This is a genomic window from Piscinibacter gummiphilus (genome assembly GCF_032681285.1).
Taxonomy (GTDB): domain Bacteria; phylum Pseudomonadota; class Gammaproteobacteria; order Burkholderiales; family Burkholderiaceae_C; genus Rhizobacter; species Rhizobacter gummiphilus_A.
Genome location: NZ_CP136336.1, coordinates 5057121 through 5080941, shown reverse-complemented (window position 1 = coordinate 5080941; position 23821 = coordinate 5057121). Strand labels below are relative to the sequence as shown.

24 protein-coding genes are annotated in these 23821 nt (G+C 69.1%); 15 read left to right on the top strand and 9 right to left on the bottom strand.

Going from position 1 to position 23821, the window contains the following annotated elements; translation table 11 throughout:
• The 3 genes from RXV79_RS24135 to RXV79_RS24125 form a co-directional block, all read right to left on the bottom strand.
• A complete protein-coding gene (locus RXV79_RS24135; RefSeq protein WP_316700632.1) occupies positions 1 to 651 on the bottom strand; it encodes a hypothetical protein in 651 nt (216 codons plus the stop codon).
• A gap of 69 nt (positions 652 to 720) precedes the next feature.
• On the bottom strand, positions 721 to 2031 hold the full coding sequence (locus RXV79_RS24130; protein ID WP_316700631.1) for a HipA domain-containing protein: 1311 nt from the start codon (positions 2029 to 2031) through the stop codon (positions 721 to 723).
• 90 nt (positions 2032 to 2121) lie between these two features.
• A complete protein-coding gene (locus RXV79_RS24125; protein ID WP_316700630.1) occupies positions 2122 to 5685 on the bottom strand; it encodes an indolepyruvate ferredoxin oxidoreductase family protein in 3564 nt (1187 codons plus the stop codon).
• A gap of 172 nt (positions 5686 to 5857) precedes the next feature.
• Between RXV79_RS24125 and RXV79_RS24120 the strand changes: the two genes are divergently transcribed.
• The 6 genes from RXV79_RS24120 to RXV79_RS24095 all read left to right on the top strand — a co-directional run bounded on the left by RXV79_RS24120 (position 5858) and on the right by RXV79_RS24095 (position 11589).
• Positions 5858 to 6418, top strand: coding sequence for an Lrp/AsnC family transcriptional regulator (locus RXV79_RS24120; RefSeq protein WP_316700629.1), 561 nt, complete (start codon positions 5858 to 5860; stop codon positions 6416 to 6418).
• Complete coding sequence (locus RXV79_RS24115) at positions 6418 to 7521, top strand: diguanylate cyclase (RefSeq protein ID WP_316700628.1); 1104 nt, start codon at positions 6418 to 6420, stop codon at positions 7519 to 7521. The genes RXV79_RS24120 and RXV79_RS24115 overlap by 1 nt, the downstream gene beginning before the upstream one ends.
• Positions 7518 to 8405: an EamA family transporter gene (locus tag RXV79_RS24110; RefSeq protein ID WP_316700627.1), complete on the top strand. Its 888-nt coding sequence runs from the start codon at positions 7518 to 7520 to the stop codon at positions 8403 to 8405. The genes RXV79_RS24115 and RXV79_RS24110 overlap by 4 nt, the downstream gene beginning before the upstream one ends.
• Positions 8406 to 8416: 11 nt before the next feature.
• Positions 8417 to 9676 (top strand): NRAMP family divalent metal transporter, encoded by a 1260-nt coding sequence (locus RXV79_RS24105; RefSeq protein ID WP_316700626.1) that lies wholly within the window; start codon positions 8417 to 8419, stop codon positions 9674 to 9676.
• A 66-nt stretch (positions 9677 to 9742) separates the two neighbouring features.
• Positions 9743 to 10948 carry a sensor histidine kinase gene (locus RXV79_RS24100; protein ID WP_316700625.1) on the top strand — a complete coding sequence of 402 codons (1206 nt, stop codon included), beginning with the start codon at positions 9743 to 9745 and terminating at the stop codon, positions 10946 to 10948.
• A complete protein-coding gene (locus RXV79_RS24095) occupies positions 10945 to 11589 on the top strand; it encodes a response regulator (RefSeq protein WP_316700624.1) in 645 nt (214 codons plus the stop codon). The genes RXV79_RS24100 and RXV79_RS24095 overlap by 4 nt, the downstream gene beginning before the upstream one ends.
• A gap of 1 nt (position 11590) precedes the next feature.
• Here the strand turns inward: RXV79_RS24095 and nhaR are convergent, their stop codons facing one another.
• The gene (nhaR, locus tag RXV79_RS24090; protein ID WP_316700623.1) at positions 11591 to 12481 is read right to left on the bottom strand and encodes a transcriptional activator NhaR; all 891 of its coding nucleotides are present in this window, start codon (positions 12479 to 12481) and stop codon (positions 11591 to 11593) included.
• A gap of 75 nt (positions 12482 to 12556) precedes the next feature.
• Here nhaR and RXV79_RS24085 point away from each other — a divergent pair, with 75 nt between their 5' ends.
• Together RXV79_RS24085 and RXV79_RS24080 are read left to right on the top strand one after the other, a co-directional pair.
• Positions 12557 to 13303, top strand: coding sequence for a TerC family protein (locus tag RXV79_RS24085; protein ID WP_316700622.1), 747 nt, complete (start codon positions 12557 to 12559; stop codon positions 13301 to 13303).
• A gap of 40 nt (positions 13304 to 13343) precedes the next feature.
• Entirely contained in the window at positions 13344 to 14033 is a 690-nt protein-coding gene (locus RXV79_RS24080; RefSeq protein ID WP_316700621.1) for a Bax inhibitor-1/YccA family protein, read from the top strand.
• 3 nt (positions 14034 to 14036) lie between these two features.
• Here the strand turns inward: RXV79_RS24080 and RXV79_RS24075 are convergent, their stop codons facing one another.
• On the bottom strand, positions 14037 to 14939 hold the full coding sequence (locus tag RXV79_RS24075) for a LysR family transcriptional regulator (RefSeq protein WP_316700620.1): 903 nt from the start codon (positions 14937 to 14939) through the stop codon (positions 14037 to 14039).
• A gap of 98 nt (positions 14940 to 15037) precedes the next feature.
• Here RXV79_RS24075 and RXV79_RS24070 point away from each other — a divergent pair, with 98 nt between their 5' ends.
• Positions 15038 to 16051 carry an NAD-dependent epimerase/dehydratase family protein gene (locus tag RXV79_RS24070; protein ID WP_316700618.1) on the top strand — a complete coding sequence of 338 codons (1014 nt, stop codon included), beginning with the start codon at positions 15038 to 15040 and terminating at the stop codon, positions 16049 to 16051.
• Here RXV79_RS24070 and RXV79_RS24065 read toward each other — a convergent pair.
• On the bottom strand, positions 16009 to 16542 hold the full coding sequence (locus RXV79_RS24065; RefSeq protein ID WP_316700617.1) for an RBBP9/YdeN family alpha/beta hydrolase: 534 nt from the start codon (positions 16540 to 16542) through the stop codon (positions 16009 to 16011). The genes RXV79_RS24070 and RXV79_RS24065 overlap by 43 nt on opposite strands.
• A gap of 108 nt (positions 16543 to 16650) precedes the next feature.
• Here RXV79_RS24065 and RXV79_RS24060 point away from each other — a divergent pair, with 108 nt between their 5' ends.
• Positions 16651 to 17106 (top strand): Lrp/AsnC family transcriptional regulator, encoded by a 456-nt coding sequence (locus tag RXV79_RS24060; RefSeq protein ID WP_316700616.1) that lies wholly within the window; start codon positions 16651 to 16653, stop codon positions 17104 to 17106.
• Positions 17107 to 17192: 86 nt separating this feature from the next.
• Positions 17193 to 18239, top strand: a complete 1047-nt coding sequence (locus tag RXV79_RS24055) for an aldo/keto reductase (protein ID WP_316700615.1) — start codon at positions 17193 to 17195, stop codon at positions 18237 to 18239.
• 4 nt (positions 18240 to 18243) lie between these two features.
• Here RXV79_RS24055 and RXV79_RS24050 read toward each other — a convergent pair whose 3' ends face one another.
• The 3 genes from RXV79_RS24050 to RXV79_RS24040 form a co-directional block, all read right to left on the bottom strand.
• Positions 18244 to 18918 carry a L,D-transpeptidase gene (locus tag RXV79_RS24050; RefSeq protein WP_316700614.1) on the bottom strand — a complete coding sequence of 225 codons (675 nt, stop codon included), beginning with the start codon at positions 18916 to 18918 and terminating at the stop codon, positions 18244 to 18246.
• Positions 18919 to 19003: 85 nt separating this feature from the next.
• Positions 19004 to 20035, bottom strand: coding sequence for a zinc-dependent alcohol dehydrogenase family protein (locus RXV79_RS24045; protein ID WP_316700613.1), 1032 nt, complete (start codon positions 20033 to 20035; stop codon positions 19004 to 19006).
• Positions 20032 to 20400, bottom strand: a complete 369-nt coding sequence (locus RXV79_RS24040) for a nuclear transport factor 2 family protein (RefSeq protein WP_316700612.1) — start codon at positions 20398 to 20400, stop codon at positions 20032 to 20034. The genes RXV79_RS24045 and RXV79_RS24040 overlap by 4 nt, the downstream gene beginning before the upstream one ends.
• 86 nt (positions 20401 to 20486) lie before the next feature.
• Here RXV79_RS24040 and RXV79_RS24035 point away from each other — a divergent pair, with 86 nt between their 5' ends.
• The 4 genes from RXV79_RS24035 (at position 20487) to RXV79_RS24020 (ending at position 23806) form a co-directional block, all read left to right on the top strand.
• Entirely contained in the window at positions 20487 to 21440 is a 954-nt protein-coding gene (locus tag RXV79_RS24035) for a LysR family transcriptional regulator (RefSeq protein WP_316700611.1), read from the top strand.
• 30 nt (positions 21441 to 21470) lie between these two features.
• Positions 21471 to 21794 (top strand): thioredoxin family protein, encoded by a 324-nt coding sequence (locus tag RXV79_RS24030; protein WP_316700610.1) that lies wholly within the window; start codon positions 21471 to 21473, stop codon positions 21792 to 21794.
• A gap of 142 nt (positions 21795 to 21936) precedes the next feature.
• Positions 21937 to 23481, top strand: coding sequence for a methyl-accepting chemotaxis protein (locus RXV79_RS24025; RefSeq protein WP_316700609.1), 1545 nt, complete (start codon positions 21937 to 21939; stop codon positions 23479 to 23481).
• A gap of 22 nt (positions 23482 to 23503) precedes the next feature.
• Entirely contained in the window at positions 23504 to 23806 is a 303-nt protein-coding gene (locus RXV79_RS24020) for an Mpo1-like protein (RefSeq protein WP_316700608.1), read from the top strand.
• Positions 23807 to 23821 lie beyond the last annotated feature (15 nt).

Below are 23821 nucleotides of genomic sequence, written 5' to 3'. Positions count from 1 at the left end.
TCAGTTGATGGCGAAGCAATACAGCAGCCCGGCACCGCCGGTGGCCTTGAGCGCATCCGGGCTGCAGCCGCGCGAGGGGTGCGACGAGTTCCACGACTTCGCCTCGGCCGACTCGTTGAGCCCCATGCGGTCGTGGTGGCCGACGATGGCGCTGCCTTCGCCGCTGGACGTCCAGTTGTTGCAGGTGGCGCTGGCGGCGCGGCCGTCGGGCAGCGAGCCGGTCAGGATGTCGTGCAGGTTGGGCGTGTCGCCGCGGCCGTTGGTCACGCCGCCCTTCTCGGTGAGTGCGGTCTGCTTGGTGAGCTTGTTGTTGGCGCTGTGCAGGTCGTCGACGCTGGTGGCGATCACCTCGCCCTTCACGTTCTGCCACGGGCCGCTGCCGATGCGGTCGCGGGCGTTCACGGCGGTGCCGCCACTGCTGGCACTGGTGCTGAGGTAGGCGCGCCAGGTGCGCTGGCCCATGCCGGCGGCGTCGGCGAGCGACTGGCAGTGCTTGTCGGCGCCGGCGAGGCCGCCGAAGTCGGCCCCCTTGCCGCTGCCGGTGCTGGTCACGAAGAAGGTGGTGGGGTTCTTCGGCGCCATCGAGCCGCAGGCGGCGAGGGCGACGAGGGAGATCGAGAGCAAGGCCGGCAGGTGGAAGCGAGCGTTCATCGGGTGTCTCCTGTGGGGGTGGGCGCCGCATCTTCCCACCGCGCAGAGTCCCGTGTCATGCCCGGGTTGTCACGCCCCCCTTCGGCAGGTGCGGGGCAGGCGGTCGTGCATGGCGGCCGCGGTGTCACGCAAGGCCTGGCTGGCGGGAGCGTGCTCGGCCAGGCGCGCCCAGAAATCTCGCGCCATCGCGGTGGCGCGCGCATCGGCCGCCAGATGCACCGGCTCGAAGGCGGCGTAGTCATGCAGCCCCGCGAACGCATCGGGCCGCCAGCGCATGGGCAGCATGTCATAGAGCGGCGCGAGGTTGAAGCGTTCGGTGGCCGGGGCGTCGGCCCACAGGCTCAGGTTGCCGAAGTGCATGTCGCTGTTGCCGATGAGGCGGCCGAAGCTGAGCAGCGTGTGCACGGCCTGCGCCTCCTGCGTGGCGAGGCGGCGCTGCGCGGCGAGTGCATCGCAGGTCGCGGCCCAGGTCTGGCGTGGGCCGGGGACGAAGGCCTGGTGGACGGCATCGAGCGGCACCGCATGGCGCCGGCCCCGGGCGCCGAGACGGTCGAAGCGCGAGGATTCGAGGTAGGTGCGCGTCGTCGTCTCGACGAGCCGGCTGGCTGCGACCGCGAAGCCGGCTTCGGTCAGCACCTGCAGGGCGAGGTGTTCCGCATGCAGCAGGTCGTGCCAGCGCTCGCCGAAGGGCGTGCCGCGCGGTGGCGTGAACTTCACCAGCACATGCTCGCCGGTGCCGAGCACCGCGAGGAACTTCGACTGCTCACCGCCGGCCGATGAGCCCGCCGGCAGGGTGGACGACACGTCGGCGGCGAGGGTGTCGTAACGAGGGCCGCGCTCCTGCAGCGGAATGGGGTGGCGCGCCGCCATCTCGGCCTGCGGCTCGCCGATGGAGATGGCGCCGGGGTGGTCGTCGATGCAAATGGCAGCGTAGAGCACCTGCTCCACGTCCCACTGCTCGGGGTTGCGGTCCAGGCCCAGGCGCTGCGCCCATTCGCGCCCCAGGAAACCTTGCAGCCGCAGCGGCGCCAGGAACCAGGGGAGTTCGTCGCGCGTCGTCACATCCAGGCCGTGCTCGGCGCTGACATGCACATGGGCCCCGGCGAGAAAGGTGAGGGTGCCGTATCGACGGGTGAGGCCGGCTTCATCGGTCCACCACAGCGGCTGCTGTGCAGGCAGCCCGCGGATGGTGTGTGGCAGGCCGTAGCGGGTGCGCTTGCCCGCGCCCAGCACCGCCAGGTCGCGCGACATGCCCTTGAGCACACGCGACAACGTGGCCTGGCTCTTGCCCGTGGCCTGCTGCAGCTCGGCCGAGGTGGCGAAGCCTCGCGCGGTCAGCAGCGATCGGACGCGGCTTGGCAGCTCTTGGGTGCTGGTCATTGAATAGAACCTCAGGCGCCCAGCCCCTCGAGAAAACAAGGGGTCTCAGGGCATCAGGGGTTCTATTTGAATAGAAAGTGAATAGAAAAATCAAGCCGCCTGACGGACGGCGCCTCGCCATTGCTGCATCAGGCTCTGCCATTTGTCGCGCGCGGCGGCGAGGTGGCGTGCCTTCACGTGGCCGTAGCCGCGGATGTCTTCGGGGATCTTCGCAATCGCGAGGGCCTGCGGCAGGTTGTCGGCGTTGAGCGTCGTCAGCACCTCGTCGAGGCTCGCGCGGTACTCGGCGATCAACGCACGTTCGGTCTGGCGCTCTTCGGTGCGGCCGAAGGGGTCGAAGGCGGTGCCGCGCAGACCCTTCAACTTGGCGAGCACGCGAAAGGCGGTTTTCATCCAGGGGCCGAAGCGCTGCTTCACCAGCTCGCCGCGCTCGTTGTGCTTGGCGAGCAGCGGCGGCGCAAGGTGGTAGTTCACGCGGTAGTCGCCCTCGAACTGCGAGGCGATCTTCTCCAGGAAGCCGGTCTCGGTGTGCAGGCGCGCGACTTCGTATTCGTCCTTGTAGGCCATCAGCTTGAAGAGGTAGCGCGCCACGGCTTCGGCCAGCTTCGTGCTGCCGAGCGGCGCTTCGGCGGTGCGCACCTTGTCGACGTAGGCGCGGTACTGCGCGGCGTAGGCGGCATTCTGGTAGGAGGTGAGGAACTCGACGCGCTTGCTCACCAGCTCATCCAGGTTGCCGGAAGGCTTGCGCACGAACTCGATCACCTGCGACGGCTGGGCCAGGGATTGCACCGCACGCAGGTCATGCGCCGCGCGGCGGCCCCACTCGAAGGCCAGCTGGTTGCGCTCGACCTGCACGCCGTTGAGTTCCATCGCGCGCATCAGCGAGGCGTGCGAGAGCGGCACCCGGCCCTTCTGCCACGCGTAGCCGAGCATCATCGGGTTGGTGTAGAGCGAGTCGCCGCAGAGCGCCACGGCGAGCTGCTCGGCATCGAAGGCGCCGAAGCCGTCGCGGCCTGCGGCGTTCATCAAGGCGGCTTCGCAACTCGCGGAGGGGAATTGCCAGTCGGGGTTGTGCACGAAGGCCGCGGTCGGCGAGCCGTGGGTGTTGAGCGCGACGAAGGTGCGGCCCTCGCGCACCACGGCGAGCGTGCCCTTGTTGGCGCCGACGATGGGGTCGCACGCGAGCACGAGGTCGGCCTCGGCGGTGCCGACCTTGGTGGTGTAGATCGCGTCCATGCTGTCGGCGATCTGGATGTGGCTCCAGGTGCTGCCACCTTTTTGCGCGAGGCCGGCCGCGTCTTGCGTGACGATGCCCTTGCCTTCGAGGTGCGCGGCCATGCCGAGCAGCTGGCCGATGGTGATGACGCCTGTGCCACCGACGCCCGCAACGACGATGCCGAAGGCGTGGTGGGTGTCGGGCAGCGTGGGCTCGGGCACGCCAATCTTCGATGGGTCAGGGCGTGAGACCTCGGTCTTCTTCGCCGACTTCAGCTGCCCGCCCTGCACCGTGACGAAGCTAGGGCAGAAGCCCTTCACGCAGGAGTAGTCCTTGTTGCAGGTGTTCTGGTTGATGCGGCGCTTGCGGCCGAACTCGGTCTCGACCGGCTCCACGCTCAGGCAGTTGCTCTGCACGGAGCAGTCACCGCAGCCTTCGCACACCAGATCGTTGATGACGACGCGGGTGTCGGGCTCGACCATCGTGCCGCGCTTGCGACGGCGGCGCTTCTCGGTGGCGCAGGTCTGGTCGTAGATGATGGCCGTCACGCCCTTGAGCTCGCGGTACTCGCGTTGCAGGCGGTCGAGCTCGTCGCGGTGGAAGACCTGCACGCCGGGCGAGAGCGTCACGCCGTCGTACTTGGCCGGGTCGTCGGTCACGATGCTGAGCGCGGCCACGCCCTCGGCCTTCAGGCTCTGCATGATCTGCAGCACCGAGTGGCCCTCGGGCCGTTCGCCCACACGCTGGCCGCCGGTCATCGCCACCGCATCGTTGTAGAGGACCTTGTAGGTGATGTTCACGCCCGCCGCGATGCTCTGGCGGATGGCGAGCAGGCCGCTGTGGAAGTAGGTGCCGTCGCCGAGGTTGGCAAAGATGTGGTTCTCGGTGGTGAACGGTGCCTGGCCCACCCAGGGCACGCCTTCGCCGCCCATCTGCGTGAAGGTGGAGGTGCTGCGGTCCATCCACACCACCATGTAGTGGCAGCCGATGCCGGCCACGGCACGCGAGCCCTCGGGCACGCGGGTGGAAGTGTTGTGCGGGCAGCCGCTGCAGAAGAAGGGCTGGCGGTCGCCGCTGTCGGCCTTGAGGGCCTGCAGCGACTTCTCTTTCGCGTCGATGAGCGCGAGGCGGGCGTCGATGCGGGCGGCGGTGTCGGCATCCACGCCGAGCTTCTTGAGCCGCTTGCCGATCGCCTTGGCGATGATCGCGGGCGTGAGGTCGGCCTGGGCGCGCAGCAGCCAGTTGGCGCTCGGGTTGGGCTGCGACCACTCGCCGCCGGTGGCGTCGCCCTCGGCTTCGTCGAACTTGCCGAGCACGTTGGGGCGCACGTCGGTGCGCCAGTTGTAAAGCTCTTCCTTGAGCTGGTACTCGATGACCTGGCGCTTCTCTTCGACGACCAGGATCTCCTGCAGGCCGGTCGCGAAGTCGCGGGTGATGGTGGCTTCGAGCGGCCACACCACGTTGACCTTGTGCAGGCGGATGCCGAGGCGGCGGCAGTCGTCGTCGGAGAGGCCGAGGTCGTGCAGCGCCTGGCGGGTGTCGTTGTAGGCCTTGCCGCTGGCGATCAGGCCGAAGCGATCGTGCGGGCCGCTGATGACGTTGTGGTTGAGCTTGTTGGCCCGCACGTAGGCGAGCGCGGCATACCACTTGTGATCCATGAGCCGCGCTTCCTGCTCCAGCGGCGGGTCGGGCCAGCGGATGTGCAGGCCGCCCGGCGGCATCACGAAGTCTTCGGGCAGCACGATCTGCACGCGGTCGGGGTCGACGCTGATGCTGGCCGACGATTCGACGATCTCCTGGATCGTCTTCATGCCGGCCCACACGCCCGAGAAGCGGCTCATCGCAAACGCATGCAGGCCCATGTCGAGGATGTCCTGCACGCTGGACGGGAAGAACACCGGCAGCCCGCAGGCCTTGAAGATGTGGTCGCTCTGGTGCGCGGCGGTGCTGCTCTTGGCGATGTGGTCGTCGCCGGCGAGGGCGATCACCCCACCGTGCTTGGCGGTGCCGGCCATGTTGGCGTGCTTGAAGACGTCGGAGCAGCGGTCGACGCCCGGGCCCTTGCCGTACCAGAGGCCGAAGACGCCGTCGAACTTCTTGCTTTGCGGGTAGAGGTCGAGCTGCTGCGTGCCCCAGACGGCGGTCGCCCCCAGCTCCTCGTTCACGCCGGGCTGGAAGACGATGTTCTGCGCCTGCAGATGTTTCTTCGCGGCCCACAGCGCCTGGTCGTAGCCGCCGAGCGGTGAGCCCCGGTACCCGCTGATGAAGCCTGCGGTGTTGAGCCCGGCCATCGCGTCGCGTGTGCGCTGCAACATGGGCAGCCGCACCAGGGCCTGCACCCCGCTCATGAACGCCTTGCCCGTGGGCAGCGCGTATTTGTCGTCGAGCGAGACGCTCTCCAGGGCCTTGCGGATCGATTCGGGTAGCGGTGCGTTCATGCGTCAGGGCTCCAGTGTGTGGGCAGCACCGCAGCTCGTGACCGCGGTCTGCTTCGAAGGGTGGGCGGTCTCGGCAGTGTAGGGAAGCGGGCGTTGGAAGTCCTTTCTTTGTTTGCTCGATGAAAGGGTGTTGCAGCAATAATCTTTCGCCGATCTGGCATCTGGAGTCGAAATGCCGCTCAAAAAGCCGTTCCCAGGGAAAACCATCAAGCTCGCGGACGAGCCCGCCGAACCGCACGGCGATGCGCTTGACCGCTACGACGTGCTGATCCTGCGCGAGCTGCAGCACGACGCCCGCCTGTCGAATGCCGAGCTGGCCGCGCGCATCGGCCTGTCGGCCGCGCCCACCTGGCGGCGCGTGAAGTGGCTGGAAGAGCAGGGCTACATCACCGGCTACCGGGCCGAGATCGACCGCCGCAAGATCGGCCTCGGGGTGCTGGCCTTCGTGCGAGTGGATGCCGAGCGCAACAACGGCCTGGCCACCCGCGCGCTGGAAGACGCGATCCGCAAATTGCCCGAGGTGATCGCCTGCCACTACATTTCAGGCACCGGCACTTTCGAGCTGCAAGTCATGGCCACCGACCTCGATGCGTTCTCCCGCTTTTCGATCGACACCCTGCTCAACCTGCCGAACGTCAAAGACATCCACACCAGCTTCTCGCTGGGCGAAGTGAAGGCCGGGGCGGCCTTGCCGCTTTCTCATCTGCACGCCGGCAAGCCCCGTTCGCGTTGATGTCATCGTCTCGCCTGGCCGACTGGCTCTTCGGCACCGAACCCAAGCAGCGCCTGCGCCTCGTGCAGTGCGGCACGGCGATGCTGCTGGTGCTGGGCAGCGTGCTCAACATGCAGTACCTGGTGTGGGCCGGGCTCGCGCCGATGGAGCCCACCGCGTGGTGGACGCTGGTGCTGATCGGCGGCTTCGTGGTGTTCTTCATCACCATCCGCAGCGGCCAGAACCTGCGCTATGCCGAGCCCTCGCTCACGGTGCCACAGATGGTGTTCGCCATCCTGTGCGCGGCGGTGGCGTATGCCATCGCCGGCAAGGGGCGCGGCGGCGCCTTCCCGATCCTGATGGTCGTGTTCATGTTCAGCATGTATTCGCTGGCACCGGCCACCGTGCTGCGCACGAGCTTCTTCGCGGTGGCGGTGTTCGGCGTGACGATGGCCACGATGGCCTGGCGCAACCCCGCGGTCTACGAGCCGGCCGTGGAGTGGGGCCACTTCATCATGATCGCGATCATGGTGCCGGCGGTCGCGGTGCTGGCCGGGCAGCTGAGCCGTCTGCGCGACCGCCTGCGCCGACAGAAGAAGGACATCGCGATCGCGCTCGCGCGCATCCAGGAACTCGCCACGCGCGACGAACTCACCGGCCTCATCAACCGCCGCCACATGGTCGAGCTGATGGAGCAGGAGCGCCAGCGCGGCGTGCGCTCGGGGCAGTCGTTCTGCCTCGCGGTGATCGACATCGACGGCTTCCGCGAAATCAACGACCGGCACGGCCACGCCTTCGCCGACGAGCTGCTGCGCCGCTTCGCCAACGAGGCGCTGAACGTGATCCGCATCTCCGACCTGCTCTCGCGCTGGGACGGCAAGCAGTTCCTGCTGATGCTCAGCAACACCCGCGCCTCGCTCGGCCGCACGAGCCTGGAGCGGTTGCGAGAGCGCATCAAGGCGATCGCGATCGACGCGCCGGGCGAGGGTGCCCTGCACCTGAGCTTCTCGGCCGGCGTGGCCGAGCACCGCGCGGGCGAGACGGTGGCCGACACCGTGCAGCGTGCCGAGCACGCGCTCATCAACGCCAAGGCCTCGGGCCAGAACCGCGTGGTGGTCGCTTGACCACGGCGCACCCGCCGTGGCGGCACCTGCTGCTGGCACTCGCCGTGGTGGCGGTGTGGGGCACCAACTTCGTGGTCATCAAGGCGGCGCTCGCACACCTGCCGCCGCTGCTCTTCGCGACGCTGCGCTACGCCATCGCGTTCTTTCCCGTGGTGCTGCTGCTGCGCAAGCCGGCGGTGCCGTGGCGCAACCTCGCCGCCTACGGCGTGCTGATCGGCGTGGGCCAGTTCGGCGTGCTCTACATCGCGATGCGCAGCAGCATCTCGCCGGGCCTCGCCTCGCTCGTGATCCAGACGCAAGTCTTCTTCACCATCGTGCTGGCGATGCGCCTGGCGCGCGAGCGGGTGCAGGGCTACCAGTGGCTCGCGCTCGCGCTCGGCGCCGCGGGCATCGGCGTGATCGGCGCGCACACGGGCGGTGATGCCACGGTGGCCGGGCTCCTCATGGTGCTGGCAGCCGCCTTCTCCTGGGCCTGCGCCAACATCGTGAGCAAGCGCGCAGGCCAGGTGAACATGCTGGCGTATGTGGTGTGGTCGAGCGCTGCGGCCGTGCCGCCGCTGCTCGCGCTCTCGTTGTGGGTGGAAGGCTGGCCGGCCATCGAGGCCGGCGTGGTGAACGCCGATGCGGCGACCTGGGCCGCGGTCGTGTGGCAGTCGGTCGGCAACACGCTCTTTGGCTACGCGGCCTGGGGATGGCTGCTCTCGCGCCACCCCGCGGCGAGCATCACGCCGATGGCGCTCTTGGTGCCGGTGTTCGGTATGGCCGCATCGAGCTGGTGGCTGGGCGAATCACTGCCGGGCTGGAAGTTGCTGGCCGCGGCCCTGGTGCTGTGTGGCTTGGCGCTCAACGTGATGTGGCCGCGCTGGCGGGCCCGGGTGGCCTGAAGAAGGCGCACATGCGTCTCGGGCTGCCCTCGTTCTTGCGCCATGTGGGGCCAGGGGTGGTGACGGGCGCCGCCGACGACGACCCCTCCGGCATCGCCACCTACACCCAGGCCGGTGCGCAGTTCGGCACCGGCATCCTGTGGACGGTGTTCCTTTCGCTTCCGTTCATGGTGGCCATCCAACTGGTGAGTGCGCGCATCGGCCGCCAGTCGGGCCGTGGCATCGCGGCCAACCTGCGGTTGCATGCGCCGCGATGGTTCGTGCTGCTGATCGTGGCGCTGCTGCTCGCCGCCAACACCATCAACATCGCCGCCGACATCGCCGCGATGGGCGAGGCACTGCAGATGGTGGTGGGCGGCGGCGAGCACTTCCATGCGGCGGTGTTCGGCGTGCTCACGGTGTTGCTGCAGGTGTTCGTGCCGTACCGCCGCCTCGCGCCGCTCCTGAAGTGGCTCACGCTCAGCCTCTTCGTTTATGTGCTGGCAGTGTTCACCGTGCAGGTGCCGTGGGCGCGCGTGGTGCATGACCTGGTGGTGCCGCGGCTGGAGGCGAGTTCGGCCTTCTGGATGACGATCGTGGCCATCCTGGGCACCACGATCTCGCCTTACCTGTTCTTCTGGCAGGCCTCGCAAGAGGTCGAGGAGATGCGCTTGCATGGCATCGTCGCCGGCAACGAAGCGCCAGGCGCGGTGCTGCGGGCGCTGCGGCGAGTGCGGCTCGACACCCTCATCGGCATGGTGTTCTCCAACGGCATCGCCTTCTGCGTGATGTTGATGGGCGCCGTGGTCCTGCACACCGCCGGCATCACCAGCGTAGAGACGGCCGCTCAGGCGGCGCAGGCCCTGCGCCCGCTCGCCGGCGACCTCGCCTTCGTGCTCTTTGCTGTCGGCATCATCGCCACCGGCCTGCTGGCCGTGCCGGTGCTCGCGTCGTCTGCCGCTTACGCCGTGGCCGAGGCCTTCGGGTGGGACGAGGGGCTGGAGCGCCGCTGGTACGAGGCCAAGAAGTTCTACGCCATCATCACCGTGGCCACGCTGGTGGGCACTGGGCTCGACTTCACCTCCGTCGACCCGATGAAAGCGCTGTACTGGAGCGCTGTCGTCAATGGCGTGGTCTCGGTGCCGATCATGGTGGCGATGATGGTGCTGTCGGGCAAGCGTGAGGTGATGGGGCCGCTGCCGGTGCGCCGCAAGACACGCTTTCTCGGCTGGGCCTCGGTGGCGTTGATGAGCGCCGCGGTCTTCATGATGGGGCGCGATTTCCTGCGCTGAGCCTTCTTCGAGGTGTGGCACGACCCTTGCACTGCGGTGGGGAGTTCGTGCCCCCCGAGGTTGTGCATGTTGTCCGAGTTGAGCCGTTCCTTGCTGCCCGTCGTGGCGCCTCACGCGCTGCAGCCGAATGCAGCCTGGAGCGAGCGCCTGCAACTGCTGCTCGAATCCACCGGCGAGGGCATCTTCGGCATCGACATGGACGGCCGGTGCACCTTCGTCAACCGCGCGGCGGCCGAGATGCTGGGCTACCGCACCGAGCAAGTGCATGGCCGCAACATGCACGAGCTCATCCACCACACGCATGCCGACGGGCGCCACTACCCCGAGTGCGACTGCCCGATCTTCAACGCCTTCCGGCGCGGCCTGCCCTGCCGCATCGACAGCGAAGTGCTGTGGCGGGCCGATGGCAGCGCCTTCAGCGCCGAGTACTCGTCGCACCCGGTAATCGACGGTGGCGTGGTGCAGGGCGCGGTGGTCACCATCGTCGACATCACCGAGCGCAAGCGGGCCGAGGTCGAGCTGCGCCAGGCGCATGAAGAGCTGGAGCGGCGGGTCGAAGAGCGCACGCACGCGTTGACCCACGCGCTCGGCCAGTTGCGCGAGCTCTCGGCCTACCTGGAGACGGTGCGAGAAGAAGAGCGCACCCGCATCGCCCGCGAGATCCACGACGAGCTGGGCTCGCTGCTGGTCGCGTTGAAGATGGACGTGAACTGGCTGCACAAGCGTGTCGACGACCGCCCGCCGCTGGCGGCCAAGTGCGAGGGCATGGGCACGCTGATCGACCGCGCCGTCGACAACCTCGGCCGCATCATCACCGACCTGCGCCCGAGCATCCTCGACCACCAGGGCCTCTGGGCGGCGCTTGAATGGCAGGCGCAGGAGTTCATCGAGGCCACCGAGCTGCAGCATGAGTTGCAGGTGCATGTGCACCACGGCGTCGAGGCGCCCACGGGCCCGCAGGGCGAGCGCTGGGCGATCGCGGTCTTCCGCATCTTCCAGGAGATGCTGAGCAACGTGGCGCGGCATGCGCGTGCGCGCTGGGTGCACATCCGCCTGTATGTCGATGGCCCGCCAGCGCCCGTGCTGCACCTCGAGGTGCGCGACGATGGCGTGGGCGCCACCCGCGAAGCGCTCGACGCCCCGCGCAGCTATGGCGTGATGGGCATGCGCGAGCGTGCCGGGCACTTCGGCGGGCAGCTCACCATCGACAGCGTGCCGGGCGTGGGCACGTATGTGCGCCTGACCATGCCCTTGCCGACGGAGGCCCCATGACCATCCACGTGCTGATCTGTGACGACCACCTGATCGTGCGCCAGGGCATCCGCCAGGTGCTTGCCGATGCGCCCGACATCGAGGTCGCGTTCGAAGCGGCCAACGGCCCGGAAGCGCTCGCGCGTGTGCGGCAAGGTGGCATCGACGTGGTGCTCATGGACATCGCGATGCCCCACCGCGACGGCCTCGACGTGCTGCGCCAGATGAAGAGCGAATACCCGAAGCTCCCGGTGCTGATGCTCAGCACCTACCCCGACAAGCAGTACGCGGTGCGCAGCATGAAGCTCGGCGCGGTGGGCTATCTCAACAAGAGCGCCGACTCCGAGCAGATGATCTCGGCCATCCGCAAGGTGGCGGCGGGCGGCATGTTCATCACGCCGACCGTGGCCGAGCACCTGGCGAGTGCCATTGGCGCCGGCCACACCGAAGACAAGCCGCTGCACGAGCGCCTGTCGCACCGCGAGTACCAGGTGTTCCGACTGCTGAGCCAGGGCCGCAGCGTGGGCGAGATCGCCGAACAGCTGGCGCTGTCGTCCAACACCGTCAGCACCTACCGCGCACGCATCCTCGAGAAGACGGGCGTGCGCAACGACGTCGAGCTGGCGTTGTACGCAGTGCGCCAGGAGCTGACGCAGGTCTGACCTACGCGAGGAAGCGCCCGCGCGCTGCTTCGGTGATTGCCACCACGCAGGGGTGCGTGATGCGCCGCTCCACCGAGATCGCGTAGAACTCTTCCACCAGCGCCTCGGTGCGGCCCAGCACTTTCACGCCGTATTGCTCGCAGGTCTCGTCGTCGAGCACCGTGGGCGACATGAAGACACCCTGGCCTTCGCGCCCGAAGGCCTTCATCAGGGCGGCGTCGTCGAACTCACCGACCACGCGCGGGTGCAGTCCCTGCTCGGCCAGCCACAGATCGAGCCGCTGTCGCATCGCCGACGAAGAGCCTTGCGAGAGAAAGGGCGCGCCGTCGAGGCATTTGGGAAACGCGCCTTTCAGCGAGCGCTTGAGGGCAGGCGCCGCGAAGAAGCTCATGGCGGTCGTGCCGAGCGGATGGTTGTAGGCTTTCACGCTCACCGACTTGCCCATCGGCTCGTCGGCGAGCACGAGGTCGAGCCGGTGCACCGAGAGCTGGCCCAAAAGGTCTTGCAGCTTGCCCTCGTGGCCGATGAGGCGGGTGTTGGGCACGCGCAGCGCCGGCTCGATCAGCCGGTAGGCAATGGCTTTGGGCACCTGATCGGCGATGCCCACGCGGAAGGGCAGCACCGCGCCCGCCGTGCCGGCGCGGCCGATGGCGGCTTCGAGCTCGGTGCTCAGCGCGAAGATCTGGTCGGCATAGCCGAGCGCGGTGCGGCCCTCTTCGGTCAGCTCCAGGTGGCGGCCCTTCTTGCGGAAGAGCGCGCAACCGAGCCGTTCTTCGAGCAGCTTGATCTGGGTCGAGAGCGTCTGCGGGGTGGTGTGCAGCTGCTCGCCGGCGCGCATCACCCCGCCCGCCTTGGCGGTGGCCCAGAAGTAATAGAGGTGTTTGAAGTTCATGCTTCCGTTTTCTAGAAGTCATGCTTCCAAAATCGCGACTTTACGCGAAGTGTCGGAACGCCTAGATTCCAAGCGATGGAATTCCTTCTCGACCCCAACCTCTGGATCGCGTTCGCGATGCTCACCGCCCTCGAGATCGTGCTCGGGGTCGACAACATCATCTTCATCTCGATCCTGGTGGGCCGCCTGCCGGCGCAACAGCGCGACATGGCGCGCCGGCTCGGCCTCGGCTTCGCGATGCTGAGCCGCCTGGCGCTGCTCTTCTCGCTGAGCTGGGTGATGAGCCTCACCGCCGACCTCTTCACCGTGGCCGGCCAAGGCATCAGCGGGCGCGACATCGTGCTGCTGCTGGGTGGCCTCTTCCTGCTCTACAAGGCCACGCACGAGATCTTCATCGAGGTCGAGGCGCGCGAGCAGGATGGCCCGCCCAAGACCGACGACGCTGTCATCAAGTCGGTGGGCGGCAAGCTGTTCTGGGCCATCATCGGCCAGATCGCCATCATCGACATCGTGTTCTCCCTCGACTCGGTGATCACGGCGGTGGGCATGGTCGACGAGATCGGCGTGATGGTGGCGGCCGTGATCGCCGCCGTGGCCGTGATGCTCTTCGCGGCCAAGCCGATCGGCGAATTCGTCGACCGCCATCCGTCGGTCAAGGTGCTGGCGCTGGCCTTCCTGGTGATGGTGGGCATGGCGCTCACCGCCGAGGCCTTCGACGTGCACGTGCCCAAGGGTTACATCTACGCCGCGATGGCCTTCTCGCTGGCTGTCGAAGCTTTGAACATCCGCGCCCGGAACAAGCGGCGGGCGCTGGCTGCGTGATGAGTCTTCCGCTGTTTTCTTAACTAGCAAAGGAGTCGTCATGAACTACGACATTCAACAGGTCTACGGCCAGGCCGTCACCTCGCCGCAGGAGCGCAACAAGGTCCTGCGCAACACCTACTGGCTGCTCGCGCTCTCGATGGTGCCCACGGTGCTCGGCGCCTGGATTGGCGTGGCCACCGGCATCGCCGCGGCCATGTCGCCGATGGTGAGCCTGGTGGTCTTCCTGGGCGGTGCCTTCGGCTTCATGTTCGCCATCGAGAAGACGAAGAACTCGTCGGCCGGCGTGCCCATCCTGCTCGGCTTCACCTTCTTCATGGGCCTGATGCTGTCGCGCATGGTCGGCATGGTGCTCGGCCTCGCCAACGGCGCCGGTCTCATCATGATGGCCTTCGCCGGCACGGGCGCGATCTTCCTCGGCATGGCGATGCTGTCGTCGGTGATCAAGCGCGACCTGTCCAGCATGGGCAAGTGGCTCTTCATCGGCGCGATCATGTTGCTGGTGGCAGGCATTGCCAACATCTTCCTGAAGTCGCCTGCGCTGATGATCACGCTGTCGGTGCTCGCCATCGGCATCTTCTCGGCCTTCATCCTGCACGACCTCAAGCGTGTGCAAGACGGGCATGAGACGAACTACATCACCGCCACGCTGGGCGTGTACCTGAGCCTGTACAACGTGTTCCAGTCGCTGCTGGCGCTGTTCGGCATCTTCGGCGGGCGCGACGAGTAAGCGTCAGCCCTCGATGTAGGCCCTGAGCCCTTCGGCCAGGGCCTGGAAGGTCACCTGGCAACGCGGGCTCGCCCGCAGGTCTTCGTGCATCGCGAGCCAGGTGTCCAGCTTGAAGGCAAACCGTTTCGGCATGACGCGCACCAGCGCGCCATGCCGTTTTGCCAATCCGACCTGGCAGAAGCCGATGCCGTGACCGGCGCGGATGGCCGCGAGTTGCGCCAGGTCGTTGTCGGTGCGCAGCGCGAAGGCGTCGCGCTTCACCGCCCCGATCGATCGGGCGAGCGCGCGGATGAACGGCGTCTCGGTGTCGAAGCCGATCAGGTCGTGCCCCAGCAGCTCGGCTTCGGTGCGCGGCGTGCCGCGCCGGGCGAGGTAGTCGCGGTGGGCGTGCATGCCGAGTTCGATGCCGCCGAGGCGCTGAGCGATCAACGCTTCGTGGTGAGGCGGGGTCATGCGCACCGCGATGTCGGCCTCGCGGTGGAGCAGGTCCTGCAGGCGGTTGCTGATGACCAGTTCGACCACGAGCCCGGGCTGCTGCTGCCGAAGCCGGGCCAGGATCGGGGGCAGCACCTCCACGCCGATCACTTCGCTGGCGGTGATGCGCACCGCGCCACGCACCCGCTCGAGGCTGTCGGCCTGGCTGCTGGCTTCGCGCTGCAAGGCCGCGGCGGTGGCCGCCATGCTTTCCGCATAGGGCTGCAGCGCGCGGGCGGCGTCGGTGGGCAGGAGGCCCGTCTGCGAGCGCGTGAAAAGCGTGAGCGAGAGCGCCTTCTCCAGCGCCGCCACGTGCCGGCCCGCAGTGGGCTGCGTGAGGCCCAGCTCACGCGCGGCGGCCGAGAGCGAGCCGGCTTGCAGCACGCCGAGGAAGGTGCGGAAGAGTTCCCAGCCGGGGGTGTCCTGGGCCATGCAGAAATGTATGGCTGCACCACGATGTTCGGCAATTCCTTTTGAGCGGGTTGCTGCCCACACTGCTGTCCATCGCAACACCCACGAGGAGCAAGACGATGGACACGCAACACGGAAAGACGGCGCTGGTGCTGGGCGCGACCGGGGGCATCGGCGGCGAGGTGGCACGGCAGCTGCGCCGCGCGGGCTGGCGGGTGAAGGGGCTGGTGCGCCAGCTCAACCGCGTGACCGGCCGCGACGACGGCATCGAGTGGCTGGAGGGCGACGCGATGAACGCGGCCGATGTGCTGCGCGCCGCGCAGGGCGCCTCGGCCATCGTGCACGCGGTCAACCCGCCGGCCTACCAGCGCTGGGGCGAGCTGGTGCTGCCGATGATGGCCAACACCATCGCCGCGGCGCGCGTCACCGGGGCGCGCATCGTGCTGCCGGGCACGGTCTACAACTACGGCACCGAGGTGTTCCCGCTCGTCGCGGAAGACGCGCCCCAGCACCCCCACACGCGCAAGGGCGCGGTGCGCGTCGCCCTCGAGCAGCGGCTCGAAGCGGCGGCCCGCGACGGCGTGCGCAGCCTGGTCGTGCGGGCGGGTGACTTCTTCGGCCCGCAGGCGGGCAACAGCTGGTTCTCGCAGGGGGTCGTCAAACGCGGCCAGCCGGTGCGTGCGGCAGTGCAGCCTGGCGCGGCCGGCCACGCCTGGGCCTACCTGCCCGACGTGGCGCGCACCATGGTCTTGCTGCTGGAGCGCGAGGCCACGCTGCCGGCCTTCGCGCGGTTCCACATGGCCGGGCATTGGGACGCGACCGGCGCGCAGATGGCCGAGTCGGTGCAGCGTGTGGTGCTCGCCGAGACCGGCCGCGCGCCCCGCATCGCGCGCTTCCCGTGGCCGGTGGTGACGCTGCTTGCGCCGGTGGTGCGCATCTTTCGCGAGTTGAAGGAGATGCGCTACCTCTGGCAGCAGCCGCTGCAGTTGCGCAACGAGGCGCTGGTCGCCGTGCTCGGCGCCGAGCCCCACACGCCGCTCGACGACGCCGTGCGCGAGACCCTGATCGGATTGGGCTGCCTGCCGCCCGCTCAGCCTTCCGCGCGCCAGGCCTCGACCCAGGCCCACGCCTGAGGCCAGTCGCCGAGGCCGCTCTGCGCGTTGAGGTGGCCGCGCGCGCCGAGGTCGACGTGCTCGGCCTGCCAGCGTGCGGCGACGGTGGCGCCGTGTTCGCCGGGCGCATACGGGTCGTCCCGGCTCGTGACCATGCGCACACGGCGGCCGGGCAGCGCCACCGGCAGCGGCGCGAAGCCGTGCGCTTCGGCGGGGAAGGCCGGCCCCAGCGGGTCGGGCACGGCGACGAGCAGTAGCGCGTGCACCGCCGCGCCGTGGCGTGCGGCCCAGTGCGCCGCCACCAGGCAGCCCAGGCTGTGGGCCACGACGATGGGCGGCTGAGCGGCGGCGCGCACGGCGGTGTCGAGCGAGGCGACCCACTCGTCGCACACGGGGTGATCCCAGTCGCGCTGCGGCACGCGCGTGACGCCCGCGTGCTGCGCTTCCCACAACGATTGCCAATGGGTGGGGCCCGAGTTCTGGATGCCAGGCACGAGGAGGACGGGTCGCATGTGATGAACGAAACGGGAGTGACGATGCCGCCTACGATAGGCAGCGGGTGCGATGCGCGCCATCGCCACTCATCGGAACTTGCCCCGCCAAACCTTTGCTTCATCGCCATGACCGCTGCCGCGCCGTTCAAGCTCGACAAGAAAGACCACCAGATCCTTCAGGCGCTGCAGGACGACGCGCGCCAGCCGCTGGCCGCGCTCGGCCGGCGCATCGGGCTGTCTCAGCCGGCGATCAGCGAGCGGGTGAAGAAGCTCGAAGACGCGGGCGTGATCGCCGGCTACGGTGCGCGCATCAACCTCGCGATGGTCGGCCTGGCGCTGCAGGCGGTGGTCAGGGTGCGCACCACGCATGCGCACATCCAGCGCTACGTGGCGCTCTTCCAGTCGATGCCCGAGGTGCTCGATGCGGTGCGCGTGACGGGCGAAGACTGCTTCATCGTGCGCTGTGCCTTTGCCGGCCCGCAGGACCTGGAGCGGGTGGTGGATGCGCTCGCCGCGCACGGCAGCGTGAGCACCTCGCTCGTGCTCTCGCACCCGGTCTCGAAGCCGCCTACGCTCGGGTAAGGTGACCGGCTGAGCAGAAGCCTCGTTGCGCGCAGGGGTGAGCGCGCTGCCTATGCTGCAAGGCTCCTCTCACCTGGAGCCTCACCATGCGCCACCTGCCGCTCGGCCGCACCGGCCTCTTCGTTTCCGAGCTGTGCCTCGGCACCATGACCTTCGGCGGCAGCACCGACTTGTGGGGCAAGATCGGCACGCTGCAGCAGGCCGAGGCCGAGCGCCTGGTTGGCCAGGCGCTCGATGCCGGCGTCAACTTCATCGACACCGCCGATGTCTATGCCGGCGGGGTGTCGGAGCAGATCACCGGCCAGGCGCTGAAGAACCTGAAGGTGCCGCGCGAGAGCGTGATCGTCGCGACCAAGGTCTTCGGCGAGACCGGCGCCACGCCCAATGCCCGCGGCAACTCGCGCGGCCACATCCTCGACGGCGTGAAGGCGAGCCTGAAGCGCCTGCAGCTCGAGCACATCGACCTCTATCAGATCCACGGCTTCGACCCCGCCACGCCGATCGAAGAGACGGTGCGCGCGCTCGACACGCTGGTGCGGGATGGGCGTGTGCGCTACGTCGGCGTGTCGAACTGGGCCGCGTGGCAGATCGCCAAGGCGCTGGGCATCAGCGAGCGGCTCGGGCTCGCGCGCTTCGAATCGCTGCAGGCCTACTACACGCTCGCCGGCCGCGACCTGGAGCGCGAGATCGTGCCCATGCTCAAGAGCGAAGGCCTGGGCCTGATGGTGTGGAGCCCGCTGGCGGGTGGCCTTCTGAGCGGCAAGTTCGCGAGCGGGGAGGCCGAGGCGGGCAGCCGGCGCAGCGGCTTCGACTTCCCGCCGGTGCTGCGCCCGCGGGCCGACGCCTGCATCGAGGCCATGCGGCCGATCGCCGAGGAGCACGAGGTGTCGGTCGCGCAGGTGGCGCTCGCGTGGCTCTTGCACCAGCCGCAGGTCACGAGCGTGATCGTCGGCGCCAAGCGCCCCGATCAGCTCGCCGACAACCTGGCCGCGGTGAAGCTGCGTCTGAGCGCCGACGAGTTGCGTGCGCTGGATGAAGTGAGTCGCCTGCCGCCCGAATACCCGGGTTGGATGTTCGAGCGCCAGGGCGATTTCCGGCGCAAGCAGCTGCGGCTGGCCGGCCGCGGCGACTGATGGGTCAGCGCCCGCCCGCCACCGTGGCGCCGGGGCCGAAGAAGGCCTGCACCGGCTGCCGCTCGGGCAGCACGTAGACCACGCCGCGCTGGCGGCCGAGCGAAGGTGCGATCACCGTGTCGTAGAACGCCGGCGGCACCACCACGCAGCCGAGCGAGGCGCGTTTGTCGTCGGCGCCGGGGGTGCCGAGGCGTGCCATGCGTTGCGCCTGCGAGGCGCCGGGGCGCACGCGGTGGATGGCCAGCGCCGCCTGGTAGTCGAACCACACGATGGCCTCGCCGCTCAGGTTGCGGCCCGGTTGCGACGCAAAGCGGCCGGCCGGCGTGGTGCGGTCTGCGAGGGGAATGCGGTTGAGATCGTCGATGTCGGCCACGCCGGGCACCGAGTGGTCGCCCAAGCCCTGGCCGAGCAGCACACGGGTCGCGCCGAGCAGCCGGCCATCGGCGTCGAAGGCGTAGAGGCGGGCGGCCTTCTTGTCGACCACGGCGAAGGGCTGGCGCTGCGTGTCGCCGCTGTCGAGTGCCCAGTCGCGCACGAGGCGGGCATCGGCCGTCAGGGCGGGGGCGTCGACGGCAAGTGGGCCCCCAGAGGGGGTGGCGGTGTCGGGGGTGACGGCCTGCGCCGCCACGCTCACGAGGGCCGAGACGGCGAGTGCGATGAACTGCTGGATGACTTGCACCGCATGACTGTAGGGAGCGGTCGCCTTGTGGCGGTATGAACAATGCCGCAAGAAACGCGAGCGTCACACCTCGTTGCGACTGCGTTCAGGCCGCAACCCGGATCACCACCTTCCCGAAGCCCGCGCCCCGTTCGTGCTCGCGTGCGTAATGCGCAAACGCTGCGCGCGCGTCGTCGAAGCCGAACACCTGGCCGAGGGGTGGCCGCAGCCGGTTGACCGCCACCGCGCGGGCCATCTGTGCAAGCTGCGCGGTGCTGCCCGCGGCAATCACCCGCAGCGTGGCACCCGAGGCGAAGAGGGCGTTGGCATCGAGCGTGGCGGGACCGTCGGCCAGGGTGCCGATGAAGGCCACCTCGCCGCTGAACGCCACCGCGCGCAAGGACAGCGCGAGCGTGGCGCCCCCGCCCACCTCGACCACCCGCTGCACACCGGCCCCCGCGGTCAGGGCGCGCACCGCCTCGGCCCAGGCGGGCGTCTCGTGGTAGTTCAGCACCGCGTCGGCACCGAGCGTGCGCAGGCGTTCGGCCTTGTCCGCACTCGAGGTGGTGGCGATCACGCGCGCGCCGCCGGCCTTGGCGAGTTGCATGGCCCAGAGCGACACCCCGCCGGAGCCGAGCGTGAGCACCGTGTCGCCGGGTTGCAGGGGGCGGCCGCCGCCGTGCAGCGCGTTCCACGCGGTGACCCCGGCGCAGGGCAGGGCGGCGGCTTCCTCGAACGACAGGTGCTCGGGCACCGGCACCAGCGCCGCTTCGGGCAGCAGCACGTAGGGCGCCAGCATGCCGTCGATCGAACCGCCGAGCTGCGCGGCGCGGGCGAGTGCAAACGGTCCGTCGTGCCAGTGCGGAAAGATCGACGCGACCACGCGCATGCCGGCCTTCCAGTGGCCGACGCCGGGCCCGGCCTCGATCACCTCGCCGGCCCCGTCGGAACAGGCCACCACGTCGGGTTTCACCGGCAACGGGTAGCGGCCCTTGAGCAGGATCGACAGCTCGCGGTAGTTGAGCGACACCGCGTGCAGCTTCACCAGCACCTCGCCCGGACCGGGTGCCGGCATCTCGAACTCGCGCAGGCGCAGCCCGTCGAGCCCGCCGCCCATCGTCATGTGCCAGCGCTTCATGCCTTCTTCGCGTAGCCGCGCCCCTCGACGACCTGGCCGTTCTGCACGCGCATGACGTTGAGCCCGCGCGAATGCTGTGAGAGCCCCGGCCCGTGCGCATAGGTCCAGAAGACGAGGCCGACATCGCCCAGCACCGTCGTGCCTTCGAGCCGGAACTGGCCGCCGCGGTCGGCGGCCTGCGCCTGCCACAGGGCGCGGCAGGCGGCCCCGCCTTCGATCCACTCGCCCTCGGCGGTGGCCTGGATGCGCTCGATGCGGCAGCGGTCGGCAATGAGCGCCGGCAGCACCTCTGGCGTGTGGTCGAGGAAGGCCTGATTGAATCGGTGCAGCACGTCGCCAGTGCTGCCGGGTGCGAAATCGTTCATGGTGAATGTTCCGGAGAAAGGACAAGGCGCCAGTCTGGGCATGCGCGGTGCATGCGTCCAACGCATTCGGGTCATACACTCGATGCATGAAGCGCATCGAGCTGCCACCCTCCACCCGCCTCGACAGCCGCGACCTGCGTCTCGTGCTGGCCCTGGCCACCGCCCGCACCACGGCCGGCGCCGCGGAGCTGCTGCACCTCACGCAGCCGGCGGTGAGCCGCGCACTGCTGGCGGCGGAAGGGCGGCTCGGCGTGCGGCTTTTCGAGCGCACGCCGCGGGGTCTCGAGCCCACTGCGGCGGGTGCGGCCCTGCTCGACGGCGCGGCCCCGCTGCTCAACGAGTTGCATGCCCTCGAGTCGCGCGTGCGCACGCCCGAAGCCGCTGCCGAGCCGCTGCGCCTCGTCTGCGAGTGCTACACCGCCTACCACTGGATGCCCAGCGCGCTGGCCGCGATGAAGGCCGGCCTGCCCGGGCTCGACCTGCAGATCGCGCTCGACAGCACACGCGACCCCATCGCCGCGCTGCAGGCCGGCGAGATCGACGTGGCCCTCGTCAGCGAGGCGCCCACGCCGCGCAGCCGGCGGCTGGTCGACAAGCCTCTATTCGCCGACGAGGTGCTGTTCGTGATGTCGGCACGGCACCGGCTGGCGGCGCAGCCCACGCTCCAGCGGGCCGACCTGGTGGGCGAGACGCTGCTCACCTCGCGCCTGCCCACGCGCGACATGGGCTGGTTGCACAAGCCGTTGCACGCGCCGCGTGGCCCGGCGCTCCAGTACCAGGTGCTGCCGCTCACCGAGGCGGTGGTCGATTTCGCCCGTGCAGGCATGGGGATTGCCGTGCTGTCGGAGTGGATCGCCGAGCCGCACCTGCAGCGCGGCGACCTGGTGGCGCGCCGCCTGGCCAGCGGCCCGCTGCGGCGGCCCTGGCGGCTGGTGTGGCGCCAGGAAGCCGAGGCGAATGCGCTGCGCCTGTGGCGCGTGCTGAGCCACGCGGCGCCGCGCACGCTCAAGTTGCCGGCCACGCGCTCGCGTGCGGCCTGACGTTCCATTCTTCCTTGGAGACGAGACGACATGACCCAGCCCTACATCGAAGCCCAGCCCGCCCGTTCCGAGGTCGACGCGCTCCAGGGCGCCGTGGTGCTCGATTTCGGCACCAACTGGTGCGGCTTCTGCAAGGCCGCCGAGCCACTGGTCGAGGCGGCGCTGGCCCAGCACCCGGGCGTGCGGCACCTGAAGGTCGAGGACGGCCCCGGCCGGCCGCTCGGCCGCTCGTTCCGCGTCAAGCTGTGGCCCACGCTCGTCTTCCTGCGCGACGGGCAGGAGGTAGCTCGCCTTGTGCGGCCAAGCGACAGTGGCGCTGTGCAGCAGGCACTGAGCACGCTCGAACAGCCTTGAGGTGCAGAGCGGCTCCGGCCGTTTTTTTTTTGATCCGTGTCAAGGGTCGTGCCATCAAGCGCGCCACCATTCGATCGAAATGGAATCAAGGACGCGGGTTCATGGGGGGCTTGAGCGTTCGCGAACGCCACAGGAGCTACCCATGTCAAAGCACCAGCCCGTCACGGGCCATGAGTACGACATCGCCGACGACGCCACGTTGATGTCGACAACCGACTCGCAGAGCCACATCCGATATGCCAACGCCGCTTTCATCGAGGCGAGCGGCTATTCGCGTGAAGAGCTGCAAGGCCGCCCCCACAACGTGGTGCGCCACTCCGACATGCCGCCCGAGGCCTTTGCCGACATGTGGGCCACGCTCAAGAACGGCGAGCCGTGGACGGCCTTGGTGAAGAACCGTCGCAAGAACAGCGACCACTACTGGGTGCGCGCCAACGCCATGCCGGTCGTGCGCGATGGGCATGTCACCGGCTTCATGTCGGTGCGCACCAAGCCCGCGCGCGCAGAAGTGGCCGCCGCCGAGGCGCTCTACAGGGACTTCCGCGAGGGTCGCGCGGGCAGCCGCCGCTTCCACAAGGGGATCCTCGTGCACTCCGGCGCGATGGCCTTTCGCTCGCTGTTCAAGACGCTGCCGGTGCGTTGGCGCATCCGTGCCGCGTTTGCCGGCGTGGTGCCGGCGCTCACGCTGGGGGCCTGGGGTCTGGGCGCCGGGGCGGCGCTCGTGGCTCCGCTGGCCGGGCTGGCCGCGCTGCTCGGCGCCGGCGCCTCGTGGTGGCTCGAGCGCCAGGTCGCACGCCCGCTGGAGCAGCTGCGCGAGCAGGCGCTCAAGATCGCCAGCGGCCAGAGCCAGCAGGTCGAGCACATGGACCGCGTCGACGAGATCGGCATGACCCTGCGCACCGTCGGCCAGATCGGCCTGATGTTCCGCTGGATCATCGACGACGTGAGCGGCCAGGTGCTCAACATCCAGACCGCCACCAGCGAGATCGCCCAGGGCAACCAGGACCTGAGCACCCGCACCGAGCAGTCGGCCGCGAGCGTGCAGCAGACGGCCTCGTCGATGTCGCAGATGACCGCCACCGTGCAGAGCAACGCCGACATCGCGAACCAGGCCACCAACCTGTCCGGCAGCGCACGCGACGCCGCGGCGCGTGGCGGCCAGGCGGTCGCCGAGGTGGTGAGCACGATGAACGACATCACCAACAGCTCTCGCAAAATCGCCGACATCATCAGCGTGATCGACGGCATCGCCTTCCAGACCAACATCCTCGCGCTCAACGCGGCGGTGGTGGCGGCGCGTGCCGGCGAGCAGGGCCGCGGCTTCGCGGTGGTGGCCGGCGAGGTGCGCAGCCTCGCGCAGCGCAGCGCCGATGCTGCGCGCGAGATCAAGGCGCTGATCGGCACGAGCGTCGACAAGGTCGAGTCGGGCTCGCGCATCGTCGACGATGCCGGCCGCACGATGGACGACATCGTGGCGCAGGTGAAGCGTGTGTCCGACCTCATGGTCGAGATCGGCACCGCCACACAGGAGCAGAGCAAGGGCATCGGCCAGGTCGACTCGGCCGTGGCCCACCTCGACCAGATCACGCAACAGAACGCCGCGCTGGTGGAAGAGAGCGCCGCCGCCTCCGAAAGCCTCAAGGTGCAGGCCGAGCGGCTGGCCGAAGCGGTGGGCGTGTTCTGCTGAACAGCTAGGCCAGAATCCGCGCATGCCGGACTTCAAGAGCTTCGACGAGTTCTATGCGATCTACCTCACGGCCCACCAGCGGCCGTGGAACCGCCGCATCCACCTGCTCGGCTGGCTGATCGGTGCGGCGCTCGCGCTCTACGCGCTGTGGGTCGGCCCGCTGTGGTGGCTGCTCGGTGCGCCAGCCGCGGCGCTCGTGGCCATCGCCGTCGGCCACGGCCTGATCGAGCCCTCTCACGCGGTCGAGTTCAAGTACCCGCTGCGCACGGCGCTCGCCAACCTGCGCATGTTTGCCGACATGGCGCGCGGCCGCCTGCCGCGCTGAGGCTCGTCACCGCCG